This window comes from Pseudoalteromonas sp. McH1-7 (assembly GCF_013366255.1).
Lineage (GTDB): Bacteria > Pseudomonadota > Gammaproteobacteria > Enterobacterales > Alteromonadaceae > Pseudoalteromonas > Pseudoalteromonas peptidolytica.
Genome location: NZ_JABWPQ010000016.1, coordinates 42,655 through 64,472, shown reverse-complemented (window position 1 = coordinate 64,472; position 21,818 = coordinate 42,655). Strand labels below are relative to the sequence as shown.

At 43.1% G+C, this 21,818-nt stretch carries 20 protein-coding genes; 3 read left to right on the top strand and 17 right to left on the bottom strand.

Annotated elements, in window-relative coordinates; genetic code table 11:
• Positions 1-49 precede the first annotated feature (49 nt).
• The 16 genes from glmU to HUZ36_RS12610 form a co-directional block, all read right to left on the bottom strand.
• A complete protein-coding gene (glmU, locus tag HUZ36_RS12685; protein ID WP_176033035.1) occupies positions 50-1,408 on the bottom strand; it encodes a bifunctional UDP-N-acetylglucosamine diphosphorylase/glucosamine-1-phosphate N-acetyltransferase GlmU in 1,359 nt (452 codons plus the stop codon).
• Between the two features lie 339 nt (positions 1,409-1,747).
• Positions 1,748-2,164 carry a F0F1 ATP synthase subunit epsilon gene (locus HUZ36_RS12680; RefSeq protein WP_147388757.1) on the bottom strand — a complete coding sequence of 139 codons (417 nt, stop codon included), beginning with the start codon at positions 2,162-2,164 and terminating at the stop codon, positions 1,748-1,750.
• 13 nt (positions 2,165-2,177) lie between these two features.
• The gene (gene atpD, locus HUZ36_RS12675) at positions 2,178-3,563 is read right to left on the bottom strand and encodes a F0F1 ATP synthase subunit beta (RefSeq protein WP_128732332.1); all 1,386 of its coding nucleotides are present in this window, start codon (positions 3,561-3,563) and stop codon (positions 2,178-2,180) included.
• 32 nt (positions 3,564-3,595) lie between these two features.
• Complete coding sequence (atpG, locus tag HUZ36_RS12670) at positions 3,596-4,456, bottom strand: F0F1 ATP synthase subunit gamma (protein WP_125253643.1); 861 nt, start codon at positions 4,454-4,456, stop codon at positions 3,596-3,598.
• Positions 4,457-4,508: 52 nt separating this feature from the next.
• On the bottom strand, positions 4,509-6,050 hold the full coding sequence (atpA, locus tag HUZ36_RS12665) for a F0F1 ATP synthase subunit alpha (protein ID WP_125253644.1): 1,542 nt from the start codon (positions 6,048-6,050) through the stop codon (positions 4,509-4,511).
• Between the two features lie 14 nt (positions 6,051-6,064).
• The gene (gene atpH / locus HUZ36_RS12660) at positions 6,065-6,598 is read right to left on the bottom strand and encodes a F0F1 ATP synthase subunit delta (RefSeq protein ID WP_125253645.1); all 534 of its coding nucleotides are present in this window, start codon (positions 6,596-6,598) and stop codon (positions 6,065-6,067) included.
• A gap of 15 nt (positions 6,599-6,613) precedes the next feature.
• A complete protein-coding gene (gene atpF / locus HUZ36_RS12655) occupies positions 6,614-7,084 on the bottom strand; it encodes a F0F1 ATP synthase subunit B (protein WP_010376882.1) in 471 nt (156 codons plus the stop codon).
• Between the two features lie 49 nt (positions 7,085-7,133).
• Positions 7,134-7,367 carry a F0F1 ATP synthase subunit C gene (gene atpE / locus HUZ36_RS12650; protein ID WP_010376881.1) on the bottom strand — a complete coding sequence of 78 codons (234 nt, stop codon included), beginning with the start codon at positions 7,365-7,367 and terminating at the stop codon, positions 7,134-7,136.
• 78 nt (positions 7,368-7,445) lie between these two features.
• Positions 7,446-8,303 carry a F0F1 ATP synthase subunit A gene (gene atpB / locus HUZ36_RS12645; RefSeq protein WP_125253646.1) on the bottom strand — a complete coding sequence of 286 codons (858 nt, stop codon included), beginning with the start codon at positions 8,301-8,303 and terminating at the stop codon, positions 7,446-7,448.
• A gap of 15 nt (positions 8,304-8,318) precedes the next feature.
• Entirely contained in the window at positions 8,319-8,699 is a 381-nt protein-coding gene (locus HUZ36_RS12640) for an ATP synthase subunit I (RefSeq protein WP_125253647.1), read from the bottom strand.
• 334 nt (positions 8,700-9,033) lie between these two features.
• A complete protein-coding gene (locus HUZ36_RS12635; protein ID WP_128732330.1) occupies positions 9,034-9,972 on the bottom strand; it encodes a ParB/RepB/Spo0J family partition protein in 939 nt (312 codons plus the stop codon).
• Positions 9,973-9,987: 15 nt separating this feature from the next.
• Positions 9,988-10,773: a ParA family protein gene (locus HUZ36_RS12630; protein WP_147388759.1), complete on the bottom strand. Its 786-nt coding sequence runs from the start codon at positions 10,771-10,773 to the stop codon at positions 9,988-9,990.
• Positions 10,774-10,787: 14 nt separating this feature from the next.
• Positions 10,788-11,408 carry a 16S rRNA (guanine(527)-N(7))-methyltransferase RsmG gene (gene rsmG / locus HUZ36_RS12625; RefSeq protein ID WP_176033034.1) on the bottom strand — a complete coding sequence of 207 codons (621 nt, stop codon included), beginning with the start codon at positions 11,406-11,408 and terminating at the stop codon, positions 10,788-10,790.
• A gap of 15 nt (positions 11,409-11,423) precedes the next feature.
• Positions 11,424-13,313, bottom strand: a complete 1,890-nt coding sequence (mnmG, locus tag HUZ36_RS12620) for a tRNA uridine-5-carboxymethylaminomethyl(34) synthesis enzyme MnmG (RefSeq protein WP_176033033.1) — start codon at positions 13,311-13,313, stop codon at positions 11,424-11,426.
• Positions 13,314-13,734: 421 nt separating this feature from the next.
• On the bottom strand, positions 13,735-14,172 hold the full coding sequence (locus HUZ36_RS12615) for a flavodoxin domain-containing protein (protein WP_147388761.1): 438 nt from the start codon (positions 14,170-14,172) through the stop codon (positions 13,735-13,737).
• A 409-nt stretch (positions 14,173-14,581) separates the two neighbouring features.
• Entirely contained in the window at positions 14,582-15,379 is a 798-nt protein-coding gene (locus tag HUZ36_RS12610) for an isocitrate lyase/PEP mutase family protein (protein ID WP_176033032.1), read from the bottom strand.
• Between the two features lie 439 nt (positions 15,380-15,818).
• On the opposite strand from HUZ36_RS12610, the gene HUZ36_RS12605 reads away from it, so the two are divergent.
• From HUZ36_RS12605 to HUZ36_RS12595, 3 genes are all read left to right on the top strand, one after another.
• Entirely contained in the window at positions 15,819-16,019 is a 201-nt protein-coding gene (locus HUZ36_RS12605; protein ID WP_128732327.1) for a hypothetical protein, read from the top strand.
• A 166-nt stretch (positions 16,020-16,185) separates the two neighbouring features.
• Positions 16,186-16,491, top strand: coding sequence for a hypothetical protein (locus HUZ36_RS12600; protein WP_176033031.1), 306 nt, complete (start codon positions 16,186-16,188; stop codon positions 16,489-16,491).
• A 127-nt stretch (positions 16,492-16,618) separates the two neighbouring features.
• The gene (locus tag HUZ36_RS12595; protein WP_176033030.1) at positions 16,619-20,206 is read left to right on the top strand and encodes a hypothetical protein; all 3,588 of its coding nucleotides are present in this window, start codon (positions 16,619-16,621) and stop codon (positions 20,204-20,206) included.
• Between the two features lie 114 nt (positions 20,207-20,320).
• On the opposite strand, the gene mnmE is transcribed toward HUZ36_RS12595, so the two are convergent.
• The gene (mnmE, locus tag HUZ36_RS12590) at positions 20,321-21,685 is read right to left on the bottom strand and encodes a tRNA uridine-5-carboxymethylaminomethyl(34) synthesis GTPase MnmE (RefSeq protein WP_125253657.1); all 1,365 of its coding nucleotides are present in this window, start codon (positions 21,683-21,685) and stop codon (positions 20,321-20,323) included.
• Positions 21,686-21,818: the final 133 nt, after the last annotated feature.

Sequence of the window (21,818 nt, the reverse complement as noted above, 5' to 3'; positions counted from 1 at the left end):
TTGTTTTCACTGATAATTTAATCCTATCTCTATGATAGTTCGGATTAAATTACTTTTTCTTTGGGCGCTTCCAGCCATCCATATTACGTTGCTTACCTCTGGCTACTGCTAACTGTTTCTCTTTGACTGTCGCAGTGATCACAGAGCCGGCACCAATCGTGGCGGTACTGCCAATTTCCACGGGTGCCACTAACGAGGAGTTAGAGCCAATAAACGCATTATCACCAATGATGGTTTTGGATTTATTAACACCGTCATAGTTACAAGTAATGGTACCGGCGCCAATATTTACTTTTTCACCAACATCAGCATCACCAAGGTAGGTTAAATGATTGGCCTTTGAACCTTTGCCCAAACGAGATTTTTTCATCTCAACAAAGTTACCAATATGCGAATCTTCCTCCATTATTGCACCTGGGCGAAGCCGTGCAAATGGCCCTAAGGTACATTTATCGGCTACTTGCGCATCTTCGATAAGTGTGTTGGCTTTAATCACAACATTATTACCAATTTTACAGTTTTTAAGTACGCAATTGGGACCGATCACCACATCATCACCAAGCTCAACACGACCTTCAAAGACAACATTTACGTCAATTTTTACGTCTTCTCCTGTCGTTACTTGGCCCCGTACATCAATGCGCGCAGGATCCGCAAGGCTTGCACCATTAAGCATCAATGTTGTTGCTTGCCAAGCTTGGTAAGCGCGCTCCAGTGCCGCCAGTTGAACGCGGTTGTTTGCCCCTTCAACTTCCATTTTATCGTCAGGCTGTGCTGAGGTTATCTCTACACCCTCAGAATGTGCCATAGCAACAATGTCTGTTAAGTAGTATTCGCCTTGTGCATTATTGTTCGATAATTGCCCTAACCACTTTTTCAACAACTTGCCGTTAGCAGCCATGATCCCTGTATTAATTTCAGTGATCGCTAGCTGCTCGTCTGACGCATCTTTTTGCTCCACGATGCCAACCAACTTACCATTTTCTCTCAGCATGCGCCCATACCCTGTGGGGTTTGCCAAGTCCACAGTCAACACGGCAAGACCATTGTCAGGTGTGACATCAAGCAATCTTTGTAAGGTGCTTTTTTTTGTCAGTGGAACATCACCGTATAAAATCAACACTTTATCATCATCAGCGATGTGCTCTTTTGCAACGGCAACAGCATGGCCGGTACCTAGCTGCTCTGCTTGATGTACCCAGTTCACTTGATTATGTGCAAGGGCAGCTTGTAATTGCTCAGCACCATGACCAAACACCAAATTTGTCGAGTGGGCCCCCAGTGAAACAGCATTATCAATAACATGCTGCACCATTGGCTTGCCCGCAATCGGGTGCAGAACTTTCGGTAATTTAGAGCGCATACGAGTACCTTTACCCGCAGCAAGAATAATTGTATTTAACGGCATGAACACAGGATCCTTTTTCTTGTGTCAAAAAACAAATGTACAGTTCAATACTCTTGCCTTTAATCCAACCACTTCATTGTGCATAGGAATACTGCGAACATAGCAGCAGACAATAAGTACATACTGAGTACTAAATTGTACGATATTGTAGCGAGGAATAATGAATAAGGTAAGTACTGACTCAAGTGTAATTTATTAAATAACCTGAGCTAGGATATCATCTATCGCTCACCGGTGGTTATTGCTTATCACGATGAGTATCAGTGTGAAGCAGAGCAACCTCAGGTATAAAAAAACCCACGCATTGCGTGGGTTTTTGATAACCAGATAGGCGGCTGCTTATTTGCGCAGCTGGCGTAGAAGGCGTAGTTGAGCAAGAGCCTCTTCAAGCTGCAATGCCGCACGCTGATAATCCAGCTCGCTTGCAGTTCCAGAAGCTAATTGCGCCTGCGCTTCACGTTTAGCGTCTTCAGCAGCTTGCTCATCAATTTCATCCGCACGAATAGCCACGTCCGCAAGGACGGTAACTGTTTTCGGTTGAACTTCAAGCGTACCGCCGGCAACGTAGATAACTTCTTCTGAGCTATCTGCTTTAACCAAACGTACCATACCAGGTTTTAGGCCAGTCAGTAGTGGCGCGTGGCCAGGGTGAATACCAAGTTCACCTTCACTACCTGTCACTTGAATCGTAGCCACTTCGCCAGAGAATAAACTCTGCTCTGCACTTACTACGTCAAGGTGTACTGTCATTGCCATAACAACCTCCTAATTACATGTTTTTAGCTTTATCAACTGCTTCGTCGATTGAGCCAACCATGTAGAATGCCTGCTCAGGCATATCATCGTAATCACCGTTTAGGATGCCCTTAAAGCCAGAGATTGTGTCTTTAAGAGATACGTATTTACCAGGTGCACCTGTAAATACCTCAGCAACGAAGAATGGCTGAGATAGGAAACGCTGGATCTTACGTGCACGAGATACTACTTGCTTATCTTCGTCAGATAGCTCGTCCATACCTAGAATTGCGATGATGTCTTTCAGCTCTTTATAACGTTGAAGAACTGTCTGAACGCCACGTGCTGTGTCGTAGTGCTCTTGACCGATAACTTGTGGGTCAAGCTGACGTGAAGTTGAATCTAGAGGGTCTACCGCAGGGTAAATACCTAGAGACGCGATATCACGAGAAAGTACTACTGTCGCATCTAAGTGAGCAAACGTTGTTGCTGGAGATGGGTCAGTCAAGTCATCCGCAGGTACGTATACCGCTTGGATTGAAGTGATTGAACCAGTCTTAGTTGATGCGATACGCTCCTGTAGAACACCCATTTCTTCAGCTAGTGTAGGCTGGTAACCTACTGCTGAAGGCATACGACCTAGAAGTGCTGATACTTCAGTACCTGCTAGTGTATAACGGTAGATGTTATCTACGAAGAATAGTACGTCACGACCTTCGTCACGGAACTTCTCAGCCATTGTAAGACCAGTTAGTGCAACACGTAGACGGTTACCCGGTGGCTCGTTCATCTGACCATATACTAGCGATACTTTGTCTAGTACGTTTGAGTCGTTCATCTCATGGTAGAAGTCATTACCCTCACGAGTACGCTCACCAACACCTGCGAATACTGAGTAACCGCTGTGCTCGATTGCGATGTTACGGATAAGTTCCATCATGTTTACGGTTTTACCTACACCCGCACCACCGAATAGACCAACTTTACCACCTTTAGCGAATGGACATACAAGGTCGATAACCTTGATACCAGTCTCTAGAAGTTCAACTGAGTTGCTCTGATCTTCGTATGATGGTGCTGCACGGTGAATAGACCAACGCTCTTCTTCACCAATAGGGCCTGCTTCATCAATTGCATCACCAAGTACGTTCATGATACGACCTAGTGTTGCTGTACCAACTGGAACCTTAATTGGCTCAGCTGTACCTTGTACTGGAGTACCACGACGTAGACCGTCAGTACTACCTAGTGCGATACCACGTACCACACCGCCACCTAGCTGCTGTTGCACTTCTAGTGTCAAACCAGCTAAGTCGCCTTCTGTAACTTTTAGTGCGTCATATACGGCTGGCACGTTGTCTTGTGGAAACTCGATGTCCACAACGGCGCCGATAATTTGGACGACCTTACCTAAACTCATGTCTATTCCTCTTATTAAACTTTGCCGAAGCGTTATACGGCAGCCGAACCGCTCACAATCTCACTAATTTCTTGTGTGATTGCGGCCTGACGTGCCTTGTTGTATACCAGCTGTAGCTCATCAATCAGGCCACCTGCGTTATCTGTTGCGGCTTTCATCGCAACCATACGGGCAGCTTGTTCAGAGGCAGCATTCTCAACTACACCTTGGTAGACCTGAGACTCAATAAAGCGCACTAATAGTGTCTCTAAAATCGCCTCTGGGCTTGGCTCATATAGATAATCCCAAGCGTGAGCTGATACATCTTCTTCAGCTTTTGGCAAAGGTAATAACTGATCGATAACAGGCTCTTGTTTCATTGTGTTGACAAACTGGTTGTACACAACGAATAAGCGGTCAATTTTGCCTTCTTCAAATGCTTTAAGCATTACTTTTACAGGACCAATAATATCCTGAACTGAAGGCGTATCTCCTAACCCGGTCTTCTTGGCTTCTAGCTCACCGCCAAAACGCTTAAAGAAACCAGCAGCTTTGCTGCCTAGAGCTGCGAACGTTGCCTCAACCCCTTTGTCTTTCCACGCTTTTGCGTCTCTTACTACTTTTTTGAACTCGTTTGAGTTCAAACCACCACATAGACCACGGTCTGTAGAGATAACAATGTAACCAACTCGCTTCACTTCGCGTTCTTGTAAGAACGGGTGAGTGAAGTCAAGATTAGCCTGAGCAACACGACCGATCACTTTGCGTAAGTTTTCAGCGTATGGACGACTAGACGCTACGCGTTCTTGTGCCTTCTTCATTTTAGAAGCGGCAACCATCTCCATTGCGCTGGTGATCTTTTGAGTATTCTTGATACTCCCGATCTTGCTTTTTATCTCTTTTCCGCTGGCCATGACTCTCTCTCCGAATCTCGGTGAGTAGTTCCCTACTCACCTTAATAACACATTACCAAGTTTGCGTAGATTTGAACTTCTCTAGGAGTTCTTTAAGCTGCGCTTCGATCTCGGCGTTGTAGTTACCAGTTTCATTGATTTGAGCCATTAGCTCTGCGTACTCGCTCTTAGCAAATGCGATTAGGCTTGCTTCAAAATCAAGGATCTTGTTGATTTCGATGCCTTTTAAGAAGCCTTTCTCTACTGCAAATAGCGATAATGACATATCAGCAACAGACATTGGTGCGTACTGTTTCTGCTTCATTAGCTCTGTTACACGCTCACCGTGTTCAAGCTGTGCACGAGTTGCATCGTCAAGGTCAGAAGCGAACTGAGAGAACGCCGCTAGTTCACGGTACTGAGCTAGCGCTAGACGGATACCACCACCTAGTTTCTTAACGATTTTAGTTTGCGCTGCACCACCTACACGAGATACCGAGATACCAGCGTTAACCGCTGGACGGATACCTGCGTTGAACAAGTCAGTTTCCAAGAAGATCTGACCGTCAGTGATTGAGATAACGTTGGTAGGTACGAATGCAGAAACGTCACCACCTTGAGTTTCAATGATTGGCAATGCCGTCAATGAACCTGTTTTACCTTTAACTTCACCATTTGTGAACTTCTCAACGTAGTCAGCGTTTACACGTGACGCACGCTCTAGAAGACGTGAGTGAAGGTAGAATACGTCACCTGGGTATGCTTCACGGCCTGGTGGACGCTTAAGTAGTAGTGAGATTTGACGGTAAGCAACAGCTTGCTTAGACAAATCATCATATACGATTAGTGCATCTTCACCACGGTCACGGAAGTATTCACCCATAGTACAACCAGAGAATGGCGCTAGGAACTGAAGTGCTGCTGATTCTGACGCCGAAGCAACAACAACAATCGTGTTCTCAAGTGCACCGTGCTCTTCTAGTTTACGTACTACGTTTGCAATTGTTGACGCTTTTTGACCAACCGCTACGTACACACACTTAACGCCTGTGTCTTTTTGGTTGATGATAGCATCGATTGCTAGTGCTGTTTTACCAGTCTGACGGTCACCGATCACAAGCTCACGCTGACCACGACCAACTGGGATCATCGCATCGATAGACTTATAACCAGTTTGTACTGGCTCATCTACTGATTGACGCTCGATTACGCCAGGTGCGATTTTTTCAACTGGTTCAAAACCATCGTTATCAACAGCGCCTTTACCGTCGATTGGCTCACCAAGTGTGTTAACAACACGACCAAGTAGACCACGGCCTACTGGTACTTCAAGGATACGACCAGTTGATTTAACTTTTACGCCTTCTTTAAGGTCTGCGTATGGACCCATTACTACAGCACCTACTGAGTCACGCTCAAGGTTTAGTGCGATAGCATAACGGTTGCCAGGAAGCTCAATCATCTCACCCTGCATACAGTCAGCAAGACCGTGGATGCGGATGATACCGTCGGTAACAGATACGATAGTACCTTCGTTACGCGCTTCACTTACAACTTCAAACTGTTCAATGCGTTGCTTGATCAGTGCAGAAATTTCTGTGGAATTAAGTTGCATGCTCTTTTTCCCAATTACGATTGTAGCGACGTCGCAAGACGATCTAACTTGCCGCGAACAGAACCGTCAATTACGGTGTCACCGGCTTTAATCACTAGGCCACTTACAATGGCTTCGTCGATGCTACAATTCAGCTTAACTTTGCGTGCGAAACGTTTCTCAAGTGCCGCGACCAATTTTGCTTGCGCATCATCCGCAAGCGCTGTTGCCGAAACCACATCTACTTCGATTTCTTTGTCATAATCTGCTTTAAATTCAGCAAACAATTCTGCAACAGCTGGAATGGCAGCTAAACGCTCATTTTCGGCCATCAGCTTGATAAGGTTTTGACCTTGTTCGTTGAGTTGCTCAGCACATAACTTGATAATGATTTCAGACTGCTGTGTTTCAGTAGCAATGCTACCTAGTAGTGCCTGAACCTGCTCATCGCTGGTAACTTGACCAGCGAAGAACAGCATTTCATTCCAAGCTTCAACTGTGCCTTTTTCAACGGCAAGTTCAAAAGCCGCTTTAGCGTATGGGCGAGCGATAGTAGTCAATTCAGACATGCTCATACCCCCTGCTTAAAGCTCAGCGACAAGTTTTTCAACGATGTCACTGTGTGTGGCTTGATTGATTTCACGTTCTAAAATCTTCTCAGCGCCTGCGATAGAAAGTGCAGCGACTTGTGAACGCAGCTCTTCTTTCACACGGTTGCGCTCAGACTCAATTTCAGAGTGTCCCTGAGCAATGATTTTTTCACGCTCTTGCTGACCACGAGTTGTCTCTTCGTCAACAATTAGCGCAGCACGCTTCTTAGCTTGTTCGATGATTTCAGCCGCTTGTGCTTTCGCTTCTTTGAGCTGTTCAGCGCCTTGTGCACGTACGCGCTCAAGTTCTTTTTCAGCTTCATCAGATGCTGCTAAACCATCTTCGATTTTCTTTTGGCGAGCTTCAATCGCACCATTTAGTGGTGGCCATACGAACTTCATACAGAACCATACGAAGACCACAAATGCGATTAATTCACCTATTAGAGTGGCGTTTAAGTTCACGACCGCTCCTCCTTACTTGACAGTTGTTCGTTTCAGGTATTTTGCAATATTAAAGAGCGAACAACATGTACATAGCGATACCTACACCGATCATTGCAACGGCATCGATAAGACCAGCTAGGATGAACATTTTAACTTGTAGTGAAGGCGCAAGCTCAGGTTGACGAGCACATGCTTCTAGGAACTTACCACCCATGTTACCGAAGCCTAGTGCAGTACCGATAGCACCAAAACCGATTAGTAGTGCAACAGCGATAAGTTTAATAGCAACTGCGATTTCCATTTTTATCTCCAAAGTTTCAATAGTAAATTAAAGTTAAAGTTTAAATTTAAGTATAAAAAATCTTTATTATTCAGCTGATTAGTGACTTTCTGTACTAGCCATGCTGAGGTAAACGATAGTTAGCATCATAAATACAAATGCTTGCAGTACGATTACCATAATGTGGAATACTGCCCACACGAAGTGCAGTGGTAACTGCATTAAACCAATTGCACCGATAAGGATGAAGATCATCTCACCAGCGTACAAGTTACCAAACAAACGCAGTGCTAGTGAGAATGGCTTAGCCACTAGTGCGATTGTCTCAAGTAACAAGTTAAATGGAATTAAGATTGCCATCATTAGCTTGTTCTTAGAGCTAAATGGGTGCAATGTTAATTCTGCAATAAAGCCACCGATGCCTTTGATTTTAATTGAATAACCGATCATCAGAATAAACACACCTAGCGCCAGTGCCGCAGTCATATTTAAGTCTGTTGTAGGTACAATCTTCATGTATACATCGTGTGAGTCCATACCAAATGCTTGTTCACCAACAAAGCCGGCAAATGCAGGTAGGAAGTCAACTGGAACTAAGTCCATCAAGTTCATTAGGAATACCCAAACGAAAATCGTTAGGGCCAAAGGTGCAACTAACTTGCTGTTACCGTGATAAGTATCGCGAACGTTGGCACCAACGAACTCAACAACCATTTCGATAAAGCACTGGAATTTACCAGGAACACCTATAGTGGATTTTTTAGCGGCACTTCGGAAGATCCATAAAAATATCAGACCTAAACCGATTGACCATGCGAGGGTATCTACATGCCATGTCCAGAAACCACTATCCGCACATGCTTTGTTGAAGGCAAGACCGGCATCGGTCGAGCACATCTTGGCATTGGTCAAGTGGTGCTGAATATGGCTTGATAGAGTAACTTCTTCTGCAGCCATGTTTTATCCCAAAAGTTAATGATTAAAAAAAATCAGGACTAACCATTGTGTTAGCATCACGAGCATATACACACCAAAGAATGGCAGCATCATTACTGAAAAATGCTTAAAAATCAGTGCAAAGAGCACAACAGTTAGCAAAAATTTTAATCCATTTCCTCGTTTTATCGAGGAATATACTTGATTTGCTTTGCTCGCGCCCATAAAACGAAAAGCATAAGCAGCAAATACAAAATTAGGGAGTACTAACACAGCCCCGCCAGCTAATGCTGAAACTCCGGCTTGTACTCCCCAACCCATAAAAACGATTACTGCAGCAATTAATGCTACGATACCCTGAATCAAAACACCTTTTAATGCGGCTCGCCGATATGGACGGGCTAACGAATGAGTCACTTTATATTAACCTTAATGACGTTAAATTTTATCAGGGTATGAAAACTGGCGAAATTATACTTGTTTCTGCTTAATTTGCAACTTGACGCGATGAAATGTGACGTTTTTTGGACTCAAAATAGGTCATATTTTGTTAAGTAAGAGCACGTAGATTGGTCGCACTTCGAAGGTGATTGCTTTTACAGCGAAGCTCTGTTGTTTGGGGCTGCACAATAAACTGTAAAGACGGTAATGTGATGTCTGACTCAACACCACATTACCAGTTAGGCTAGGGGGCTTAGCTAGTTGGACTCAAACACAAAAAATAGCAGTGCTTTTAGTCAACATTTTAATCTTAATTGGCATCGTTCATCTCAGGGTTAATACGCCCTAAGATACCATCAAGTTCATCTAAGCTCGCATAAGAGATAACCAGTTTACCTTTGCCTTTTTGGTTATAGTTAATCTCAACTTTTGCACCCAGGTTTTCCTGTAGTTGCTGTTCCAATAGCTTCACATCAGGATCTTTTTGCTTAACAGCTTTTTCCTCAACTGGTTCTAGAATTGTACGTACCAGTTTTTCGGTTTCCCTAACCGTTAACCCCTTAGCAACAGCCGTTCTAGCAGCTTCTGATTGGGCTTCACCACTGAGTGCTAACAAACAACGCGCGTGACCCATTTCAATATCACCATGCTCTAACAATATTTTTACATCATCATTGAGATTGTTTAAGCGCAGTAAGTTAGTCACTGTGGTACGAGATTTACCCACAGCATCTGCCACTTGTTGATGTGTTAGCTCAAATTCATTTAATAACCTATCAAGTGCTATTGCCTCTTCCATCGCATTAAGATCTTCACGCTGAATGTTTTCGATCAATGCAATGGCAACCGCGGCTTCATCAGGAACATCTTTAACTAAGCAAGGGACTGTGTCTTGCTTGGCTAACTGCGCAGCACGCCAACGTCGCTCACCGGCGATGATCTCGAACTGTTGAGCTGACACTTTACGCACCACGATAGGTTGCAAAATTCCCTGAGATCGAATTGAGCTGGCAAGTTCTTCCAGTGCCTGTTCAGACATATCTTTACGCGGCTGGTATTTACCCGGCACTAGCCACTCTATGGGTAAACGTTGTAACTCTTGCTCGATAACTGGCTCTGCACTAGGTTCACTTTCGGCAGTCACCGGCTGCTCAGCGGCCGTAGCAGGTGCAGATGCACTTGGATTAGGTTTCGCCGAACTCAAAAGGGCATCCAACCCTCGGCCTAAACCTCGTTTTTTAACCGACATGTTCTTTTTATCCTCTTAGGCAACCGCAGCTGCTTGCTTTTCTTTGCGTCTTAGCATTTCCCCTGCAAGAGCAAGATAGGCTTTTGCACCACTGGATGCTCTATCATAATACATCGCTGGAGCACCAAAACTTGGTGCTTCCGCCAAGCGCACATTCCGTGGGATCACAGTACGATACACTTTATCGCCAAAGTGCTGCTTTAGCTGTTCGGATACATCGTTTGCAAGGCGATTACGCGGATCGTACATGGTGCGTAAAATACCTTCAATTTGCAATCCAGGATTTACCAATTTGCCCAATTGAGTGATGGTATCCATCAAGGCGGTCAACCCTTCAAGTGCATAATACTCACACTGCATAGGCACTAACACCGCATCAGCTGCTGCCATCGCATTAACCGTGAGCATATTGAGAGAAGGTGGGCAGTCAATAAATATATATTCATATTTATCTTTGACGGTTTCTAACGCATTGCGCAATCTAACTTCACGGGCAAATAACTCCATTAGTTTGACTTCAGCTGCCGTTACATCGCCATTCGCTGCGATCAAATGATACTCACCGCTAGTTTCAGTTGAGATGACTTGATCGATAGGTGACTCTTCGATCAACAGATCATACACCGTCGCCACATCACCATATTTATCGACACCGCTTCCCATCGTTGCATTACCTTGAGGATCGAGATCGATCAGTAATACTTTACGTTTTGTCGCCGCCATGGACGCGGCCAAATTCACCGCAGTGGTTGTTTTACCAACACCACCTTTTTGGTTTGCTATTGCAATGATTCTTGCCACATTGTCCTCGACAATTAATCTTTAGAAAGAATGATTAAATGGCGCTCACCGTCTAGTTTAGGCACCACTAAGCTAATATCTCGCGATAAACTCACACCGTTTGGTAGCTTTTCTAGCTCATCAGCAGGGTACTGTCCCTTAAGCGCTAAGAATACACCTTGGTCATCGATTAAATGCGAGCACCACTGGATCATATCTTGTAGTGATGCAAAAGCACGGCTGAGTACACCGTCTAATTTAACACTTGGTTGATATTCTTCAACACGAGACTGCACAGGGGTGACATTATCAATGCCAAGCCCATGTTTTACCTGCATTAAAAATCGGACTCTTTTACCAAGGCTATCAAGAAGAACAAAATTGATGTCCGGTCTAGCAATCGCTAACACCATGCCAGGTAAACCAGGACCTGTGCCAACATCAATATAATTGCTACCTGTTAAATGCGGTGCGACGACTAAAGAATCCATGATGTGTTTCACCATCATTTCTTTAGGGTCTCGAACGGAAGTGAGATTGTAAGCTTTATTCCATTTATCCAGCAGTTGGACATAGTCGACCAACTGCTGCTTTTGTTGTTCGCTGATCTCGATTGAGGTATCAGCGAGTAATTCATTCAATTGTTCTAATAACACAGTGTTCCACTGCTATTACGCCGACTTACGCAATAGCCCTTGCTTTTTCAGATACACTAATAATAGCGAAATAGCAGCAGGGGTGATACCAGAAATACGTGAAGCTTGGCCAATCGTTTGTGGACGCGCATCAGTTAGCTTTGCCACAACCTCATTTGACAGGCCACTTACCTGGCTATAATCAAAATCCGCTGGCAATACTGTTTCTTCATGACGTAGCTGTTTATTTATCTCATCCTGCTGACGCGCAATGTAGCCTGCGTACTTAGTCTGGATCTCAACTTGCTCAAGAGCAGGGATGTTATCAAACTCAGATCCTAGCCCTTCTATTGCCATGAGATCATGGTAATTAACTTCCGGGCGACGGATTAAATCTTCTAGACTGGCTTCGCGTACGAGTGGCTTTTTCAGCAGTTCGTTTACCGCATCAAGTGCTGGATGATCTTTATGGATCCAAGTGTTGCGTAAACGCTGTGCTTCTTGTTCCATGACTTCAAGCTTTTCATTGTAAGCTGCCCAGCGTTCATCATTAACAAGACCTAGCTCGCGGCCTTTTTCAGTTAATCGTAAATCTGCATTATCTTCACGTAATAACAAGCGGTACTCTGCACGGGAAGTAAACATACGATAAGGTTCTTTGGTGCCTAATGTTGCTAAGTCATCAATCAGCACACCGGCATAAGCTTCATCACGGCGAGGAGTCCATGCTTCACGACCTTGAACCTGAAGTGCCGCGTTCATACCCGCGATCAGGCCCTGAGCACCAGCTTCTTCATAACCAGTGGTACCATTGATTTGACCAGCAAAGAACAGGCCATTGATAAACTTTGTTTCTAGTGACTGTTTAAGGTCACGTGGATCGAAGAAATCATATTCTATTGCATAACCAGGACGGCAGATATGAGCATTTTCAAAACCTTGGATCGAGCGTACGATCTCTAGCTGAATATCAAATGGTAAGCTGGTGGAAATACCATTTGGATATAACTCGTAAGAAGTTAGCCCCTCAGGCTCAACAAATATCTGATGCTTTTCTTTATCAGCAAAACGTACAATTTTATCTTCAATAGAAGGGCAGTAACGTGGACCTATACCTTCAATCACACCAGCATACATAGGTGAGCGATGCAAATTATTGCGGATCACTTCATGAGTTTTTTCATTGGTATAGGTGATATAGCATGGGATCTGTTTTGGATGATCAGACACTTTACCCATAAATGAGAAAACCGGAGTAGGGGTATCGCCTGGTTGTTCTTGCATCACTGAAAAATCAACCGTTCGTGCGTCGATACGTGGTGGTGTACCCGTTTTTAGACGATCAACGCGGAATGGCATTTCACGTAAACGTTCAGCTAGGGCAATAGAAGGTGGATCGCCAGCACGGCCGCCTTTAAAGTTTTCTAAACCAATATGGATCTGACCACCCAAGAAGGTACCAACCGTTAGCACCACAGAAGAAGCACTAAAACGTAATCCCATCTGTGTCACAACACCTTTGACCTGATCCCCTTCAACAATGAGATCATCACAAGATTGTTGGAAGATCTTTAAGTTATCTTGGTGTTGTAAAATATCTTGGATCGCGGCTTTATATAATGCGCGATCTGCTTGAGCGCGAGTTGCCCGTACCGCTGGACCTTTAGATGAATTTAATGTTCTAAACTGGATCCCACCTTTGTCGATAGCCTTGGCCATTGCACCGCCAAGTGCATCGATCTCTTTTACTAAATGACCTTTACCAATTCCACCAATTGCCGGGTTACATGACATTTGGCCTAAGGTATCCATATTGTGTGTTAACAATAAGGTATTCATACCCATTCGGGCTGCTGCGAGTGCAGCTTCTGTGCCTGCGTGTCCACCACCAACAACGATGACATCAAAATGTTCATGATAAATCATTTACGGGATCCTACTTAAAACAACCGAGCAAATTTAGAAAGGATGCGTATTCTACCTAGAATTAACCAGAAGTGAAATGGTTAAACTTTAGACAGCGCAAAAAAGAGATCTCTTAAAATATATAAGGATCTTTTTAAAGATCTTTATTGATCTTACTATTACTGATCCTATGATCTGTGAATAGTTTTGTATTCCTTTTTAGATCCAACTGCTTAGCTTAGATCAATTGATGTGAATTAGATCGGATCAACAGGCTTAAAACCTTTGATCAACTTGGCACTTTATTCACAGGCTTAGATCTTGATTATTTTATCCAATGGATAAGTAACCTTAGATCTGCAGTTAGATCAGAGGTTATCCACAATGCGATCTAAAATAGACTAAATTTGTGTATAACTTCTGTGTATTTATGATCGCCTCATTAAGCGATGCTGTCGATAAACTTAGGTAGCCAAGCAATAGCGGTATCTTCTGGTAGATCAGGCTGTAATACATCGATCTTTTCCACGTCGACCAGCAATGTCGCTCCTTTCTCTTTTAACAAGGCTGCAAGATTAAGTGCTGCATAGTTAAAGGTGTCATAACTTGAGTCGCCAATCCCTATCACTGCAAAGCGCAGGCCTTGGAGATCTGTTGTATCGTTTAGGGCTGATATAAAAGGCAATAGGTTTTCAGGATAGTCTCCAGCACCATAGGTTGATGTGACCACCAGCCATAGTGTTTGTTGACATGCCTCAAGCTCTGGCTGCTCATGTAGGTTCACTGCAATGCCATGGGATTCAAGTGACTCTACTACTTGTTCTGCAACATATTCTGCTGACCCCATTTGACTACCAACGATCAGATCTAAAGTTTGCATTATTACCTTACCTAAGCTTCTAGTGCGCGACATCTTAGCGATTAACGTGAATATGTAAAGAGTAACACTTACGTTGTGGGAATTTTTTTTTGCTCAAATTCTGTTTGATTTTTTAGTTTTTTAATTATGGCTATGAATTTAAAGAAGAAAATAAAATATTCCTTATGGTTTGTAGGTGATTTACTTGTGGATAATCTATGAGCCAGTTGAGTTTAACTGTTCGTAGCCTAGGTGATGTTTTGCATTAATAAGTGGTTGATATCGCTATTATGGATGCAAGCAGTAAGGTTGTGGATTAGCGATTGTGGATAACGATCTAAATGGTTGAAGTTGATCGGTTTTTTTAGATCTATATAGTTAGATCCATATAATAAAAGAATCTAAAAAACCGGGAGATCTAGCCATTAATTTAATTTGACTGCCATGTTATGCCGACAGAGTGTTCAAATAAGAAGTCAACTGTTGCTTCTTTAAGCATCCTTTTAGTTACTGACTCCTGCTGCGCTATCACGTGATCGCTCAGTGCATTTCCGGATGAGATACGTTTGACGCCCAATTCTGTGAGCTGCTGTTTATCACTTAGTCCGGGCATCAACATTACGTTAACTGGAATCGAAAGTAGAGTAGTCAGGCGCTTTATCGTGACAAGTTCAGTTAAACCGGGAATAAAAAAGCCATCGCAACCCGCTTCTTGATAAGCGAGTGCACGTTTAAGTAATGCTGTTTCATTCCATTGTGGTTGTAAGCAAAGATCGCAACGTGCATTGATAAAAAAGTGTTTAAAACCAGCGTCACGTAATGCTTGCCTGATAGCATATAGTAATGACTGGTGTGCTTGAATATCACGTAAACCGTTCTGATGACTGGGCGTGTCTTCAATATTGATACCTGCAACACCAAGATCTGCCAATTGAATAATATGCTTGATGATCTGACTTTGATCCGCGCTGTAGCCTGCCTCAATATCAACGCTTAAGGGAATAGTGATCACCTTAAGAATGGCACTGACTATTTGTAGCACATGATCAAATGTGAGTTGTTCTCCATCTTTAAAGCCTTGGTGATTAGACATGCCCCAACTTGTTGTTGCAACTGCTTGGCCACCAGCTTGCTCAATAATAAGTGCCGATAAAGGATCCCAACAATTAGCAATAAAGAGGGGGTTGGGGTTTTGATGAAGGGCTTTAAAAATTGTTCGTTTATTCATTTTATTTCTCGTAAGTTTAAATACTTAGCATAAATATTCTTGTCAGAACAAACCGGCCACATTCGGCACTCAACATTTTTATACGTATTTTCACAAAAAAGTAAGGTGAGTCGCTTACTTGAAAAATATGTATGATTTTCATACATGTGAAGAAGTTTTCAACAATTCCCGTATTTTTATAAAATTTTATGTCATTGATAAATAAACTTTTTGTTTATTTTCTCATTATTTGTTATCCCATTCGCTTTGATGTTAATACTGATTATGAATTGTACAAAATAGCAAGGATTGCTTTGGTAAACGTTTTTACTTTTACATCAAAACTGGATTTTGCTTGGGCAATGAGATGTTTTATCGATTTATTCTCATTCCAGATAGGTCGATATACACAAGGTGCTTATTACTAGCCGTTACATAACCGTAAAGTTAAGGAAAAAACATGAAAAAATTAATTGAAAAAAGTGTGCTATCTAGTATTTCTGGTGGTAGTGGTGTTTTGGATCCATTAGACCCAGCGTCGTCTGTTTTACATCCTGTTAGACCTGAATCTTCAGTACTGCACCCAGTGAGACCTGAGTCTTCAGTATTACACCCTGTTAGACCTGAATCTTCGGTACTACACCCTGTTAAGCCCATCTAATACATAGATTTAATATCGTTGGCATATGTGTTGTTGCCAACGATATTACCTTATACTTTACTTTTTATTAATATAATTCAAAGACTTAATTTTATATGTTGTATTGACCTCATGATTAAGATTGGAAATAATGCTTTCGACTTTAAGGAACATTAAAAGGTAAAGCATGGAGAAGAAACTGCGCATCAGTGCCGCTAAAGATTGGTATTCATTTCGCATTAGCGCTTCTGGAGAGCTGGAATTTAAACGTGTTGCACTATGGGCCGCCGATAAACATGGTTCAGTAACAGGACTTATCTCTGGTACTGTGAGCAAAAAGCTCGCTAACTATTTATACAAGTCATCATACACACATGGTGGTTATATTCATTGGGATGATATGACACCCGATCAACAGAAAAAGGCAAAGCAGGACTGCCAAATAGACGTCGACAGGTTAAAAGAGCTACAAGAGGACGATACTAGCTCGTAATCGACACCCGCTGCTTTTTAATATTTACTTGAAATCACCGCAGTTTACATAACTGTGCTTCATTATTTTTTCTACTCTATAGTCCGATTAGTGCGGCTATACGTTAAATCCAATTAGAAATAACGACATGAATCAATTCGATAAAAACCAGATTATCACGCTGGATATTCAAGACCCGCAACAAATCAAATTAGCATTAACACAATATAAAGCTTTATTAGATGAGGATAGGGCTTTTAGCGATAGTCAATTTGATATTGAATTTAAGCAACGGGGAAAAGACGGTGATCGCCGCCTACAACCACAAGACAGCGGCAACAACCTTAAGTTGCTACAATCTGCATTAAACTTAGGCCAAGAAGGTGGCTCTCACCACTATAATCATCCGATAGATGATGATACTGAAACTTATATTTCTGAGGTTATTCTGTTTGCAGCTGCGCTGCAATATTCCGAAATTAAAGAGGTTGTTGTAGAAACTGCCAAAGCCATCGTCGCTTATAGTCGACGCCAAAACAATACAGATGAAATGTGGCTAGATGATATGCGGGTATTTGGCGTAGAAGCATTATATATGCTTGCAAAGACAGATATACGATATGCCTACTTGCTTGCACAGTTTTTTGTGCCTTATTGGGATGATGAACATGCCTGCGGTTACGAAAGCTATTTAAGTTCGTTACTTCATGAGCATGGCTGGCACAATGAAATAATCAAAGCATTTATATGGTGTGACAACGATAGCTTTAGATCTGGTATGTTCCAAAATGATCAATATAGTGATGATTGTAGTCACCAGCCTCTGGGGGAATATTTATGCCAGCACCCGGAGTTCTATGAACCGTTTAAAGCGTTAGTTATTGCACGTTTCAAAGCTGAACCTGCATTACTTGAGCGTATCGATACTATGTGCGATGAAGGTGAAGAAGAAGACTTAAGTGCTTATCAACCCGTCGTGTCTCTATACCAATCGCTATTCCCTCATACCTGTTTTTATGACGATGAAGAAGCCAAAGATAGCTTTATGGCAATGCCGTTTTTTGGCAATACGCTCGAAAATGAAGCGTATGATTTACAGCAAAAAGTCCAATCACAGGTTGTAGGGCCGCTCGTTAAAATAGCACAAAGTGCTATTACTGCGCGTGCAAACTATCGCGCCTATCTCGCCAGAGACGAGAGAAAATATGAGCTTAACTATGGTAGCAATTTATTGAAGCCCTTAGTGCTAGCTATGCCACAAGGTGAGTCATTGTGGCGCTATATTGAAAGTGGTGAGCCACACACCGTGTTAGAAACACTCTGTGAAGTAGATGTATTTGAATTAGCAAAAGTGCATGCCAGTGATATGGCTGAGCATTTTGTTGATCAATTGGTTAGTTTCGAGCACAACAACCAAGGCATAGCCAACGAGTTGAAATCGGTGCTCAATCTTGTACGGGGCGATCTACTGACTGATCACTTCAGTGAAGAAGTTGAATGTACACAACCAAATGGTTTGGTATTGACGCTTACGGTACGCAAAGATACAGAAACTAACTTACTACAAGCTCGTGCTCAGCAATACTTGCGCGTGATTGACGTATTTTACCATGCTCTAGGCAAACGTGAGTTTAGTAAATATATGATGGCATCACTTACCGAAGGTGATGAGGCGCTACTTTCTAGAGAAGCCTATTATCAGCGCTACACTCAACTCTCCTTATCTGATATTGAAAGCGCAGTAGAAAGTGCTAAAGCCAAAAATATTCAATCGATATTTCGCCACTTTACTAATCACGATGAATTACTGTGTCGCAAGCATCTAAAGTTGGTTGACGAGCATTTTCGCTCATCTCGTGCGCTTTGCCATCCAGAGCAGTGGCCGCAATTGGATATGGGCTTAATGACACTGGCCAGTTATCACCTTCACAGTGATTACAATCAGCGTATTGGCGATGATATTACAGAGGCACTGGTAACTTATCTTAACGATAATCATATTTGGCAACTCGCTGCCCAGCACATAATTAAAAAATGTCATAAAAAGTCAGACCGTTATAACCCCGAAAATCTGGGATTATCTGAGGAGCAAATAGCGCGGATCTGCGAACACTTTACTGCAGACACGCCGCAAGATGATTTGACCAGTATATTGGCACTAGTACAGCCACACTTGTATCGAGATGAGTGCTGTCTCGGCGACCTTTACTTAAACAAATTTAGTGAGCAGCAACCCAGCTATCAGCTTTTTAAAGATCATGATGATGACTTTCAGCGCTTTACCTTAGCCGCATTTTGGTTGCGGCAATTACCTTTACCCTTACAAAATAAAGCAGATCGTTTGTGGCAATTTATTATTGCATTGGCGCCTGTTAGGGTTGCACGCAATGTGCTTCGTGCTTATTCAGATGATCATTGGGATATAGAGTTTAACAATATACTCGATGGGATTGATGTCTATGAGCACTTAACTAAAGCTGGAATAGATAGCGGTATTCTGAATGCCTATGAAATGAGTTATCAACGTTATGACTTCGGGCGTTACGTAAATTGGATAGAGATTTACAGCGAAATAGTCAGTGATGATACCAGTATGTTTGGCAGCATGGGGCGTAAAAAAGCCAAAGCCATGGAACGGGGACTTGCGTATATTAATGAGCGCACGAAAGTTGAGTTTTTACATCATGTATCACTCAAACATCCTGAAGTTGCAGTGGACTTTGATCATGACTTGCGCCGTACAATAGATATTTTTGTGCAATTAAATCTGCACTCTTGGGAGCATGCGCTGGCACATGAGTCAGGTAAGGATTGTCTGTATTTCGGTGAAGGTGAAAAGTTACCAAAGAAGCTGTATAAAACCATTGTGGCAGATAGCCTTTCAATACATGATAAACCTTGTCATGTTGATGGTCGAAGTTGGGAAGCCAGCACTGTGTTGCAGCAGCAAGGAGACAATTACGTGATTGTGATGGCCGATCATGAGGTGCCGCTTGCTTGGTATGAAAACAGACTGCCATCGGGACCCTTATTGGTATTCTCAGAGCAGGTTGAACGTGCTGCTATTGTAAAGCGCGTTGCTGAACTTCAAGTGCAGTGCAATCGTATCAATGAGATTGTTGAACAAACGATGGCTTATCTAGATAACGAAATAGAGTTTGACGCCATGGCTGCGCTGTTCAAAGGGCAAATATTCACCGAGTTTATGCGTATCGATGCCGATGAATACCACATGTATAGTCTGCGTCAATTTGTGTGGATGCTAGATGTTAAGCGTCGCAACAAACTGGTACGTCTGCTGCTCAATCATGACTATCGCGGCTTTAAATTAATTGAAGCGCAAATGGAGCAACCTTGGTTGTTACATCAACTGGCACACAATGAAATTGATTTTGAGACTTACCTATCAACCAGCGATGAGTATGAAGGTGAAGCATCCGAGACCGGTATGGCATTTTTACTTGCCTGGTTATTTGAGATCGGCATTAAACCTGAACACTTGGTGCTGTTTTGTATTAAGCGCAGCCATTTTGATGTGTGTCGTGAGTTTATTGTGGCACATGCCCGTGGCCAATATGGCAGTTTTAAACAGAGTTTGAGCTACTTACACGCAGGTCGCCGCGCTGAACTTCCTGAAATATTAAGCCAAGAAGCAGATGCTGAAGTATTGCTAGCTCCATTGAAAAAAGACAAATCTCGTAAGGTAAAAGAAGCAGTCAGCCATTACTGTAGCTAACCTGAGTTCAGCTCATTCCTTATCCAAACCTCAGGTTAGCTAGTGTGTAACCATACGCCCGAACATCGGGCGTATGACAACTCAAATATTTGGATTATTTATCCGAAGGTCAGGTTATTTACCAATACAGAATGAACTAAAGATTTTGCCTAGCAAATCATCTGAGGTGAATTCGCCGGTGATCTCATTGAGGTATTGCTGGGTAAGGCGCAGCTCTTCTGCCAGAATTTCACCGGCAATGTGCATCTCTAGCTGAGTTTGGCCTATTTCTAGGTGCTCAGCAGCGCGTTCTAGGGCGTCTAAATGACGACGACGAGCCATAAAGCCACCCTCAGTTGCACCTGTGAATCCAATACAGGCTTTTAGGTGTTCTCTCAATAAATCAATGCCTTGAATATCCTTGGCACTCAGGCGAATAAGAGTATGGCCATCACTCGTTGTTGTGCCAATGGCTTCACCGCTCAAATCGACTTTATTGCGGATCACCGTAATCTCCATACCTTGCGGTAGTTGCTCAATAAAATCAGGCCAGATCTTCGCAGGATCGGTTTCGTGGGTTTCTGTGCCATCTACCATAAACAGTACATGATCGGCACCACGGATCTCTTCCCAAGCACGCTCTATGCCTATCTGTTCTACTTTATCTGGACTATCACGAAGTCCTGCAGTGTCGATAATATGAAGCGGCATACCATCGATATGAATGTGCTCACGCAGTACATCCCTTGTGGTACCTGCAATGTCTGTAACAATCGCGGCTTCACGGCCAGCTAAGGCATTGAGTAGCGATGATTTACCTGCGTTAGGACGACCTGCAATCACCACGCGCATACCTTCACGCATAATACTGCCTTGCTTGGCTTGTTTACGCACTTCAGCGAGTTGCTGAATAATGCTCTCAAGATCCCCTGCGACTTTACCGTCTGATAGAAAATCAATTTCTTCATCGGGGAAATCAATTGCAGCCTCTACATACATACGAAGGTGAATTACTTTTTCGACTAATGCGTTGATATGTTTAGAGAAGTCACCTTGGAGCGAATGTAGCGCACTTTTTGCAGCTTGCTCGCTGGTGGCATTGATCAAGTCTGCGATGGCTTCTGCTTGCGTTAAGTCTAGCTTGTCGTTCATAAAAGCACGTTCTGAGAACTCACCAGGCTTTGCCAAGCGCACTTGCTCGATTTGGCTTATCTCCTTTAGCAGCATATCAAGGACAACCGGACCACCGTGGCCTTGTAGCTCAAGCACATCTTCTCCTGTGAATGAGTTTGGTCCTTGAAAGAACAGCGCAATGCCTTGGTCAAGCTGTTCACCTGCTAAGGTATTGAATGGCAGGTATTCGGCATAGCGAGTTTTTGGGCATTTACCTAAGATTTGCTCGGCGACCGCTTTGGCTTTACTACCTGATACGCGAATAATACCAACGCCACCGCGACCCGGAGCGGTAGCCTGTGCTGCTATGGTGTCTTGTGCAATCATGATGACTCTTTAGACTGTCTGGTTAATAGACATAATTGTACAGCAATTGATATATCTCAGGTATAGCTGCTAGATAATATCTACAAGTGTTGGTTCCCTTGCGATTTTGTTTTTGTTCTTCGGAGTGTACTGT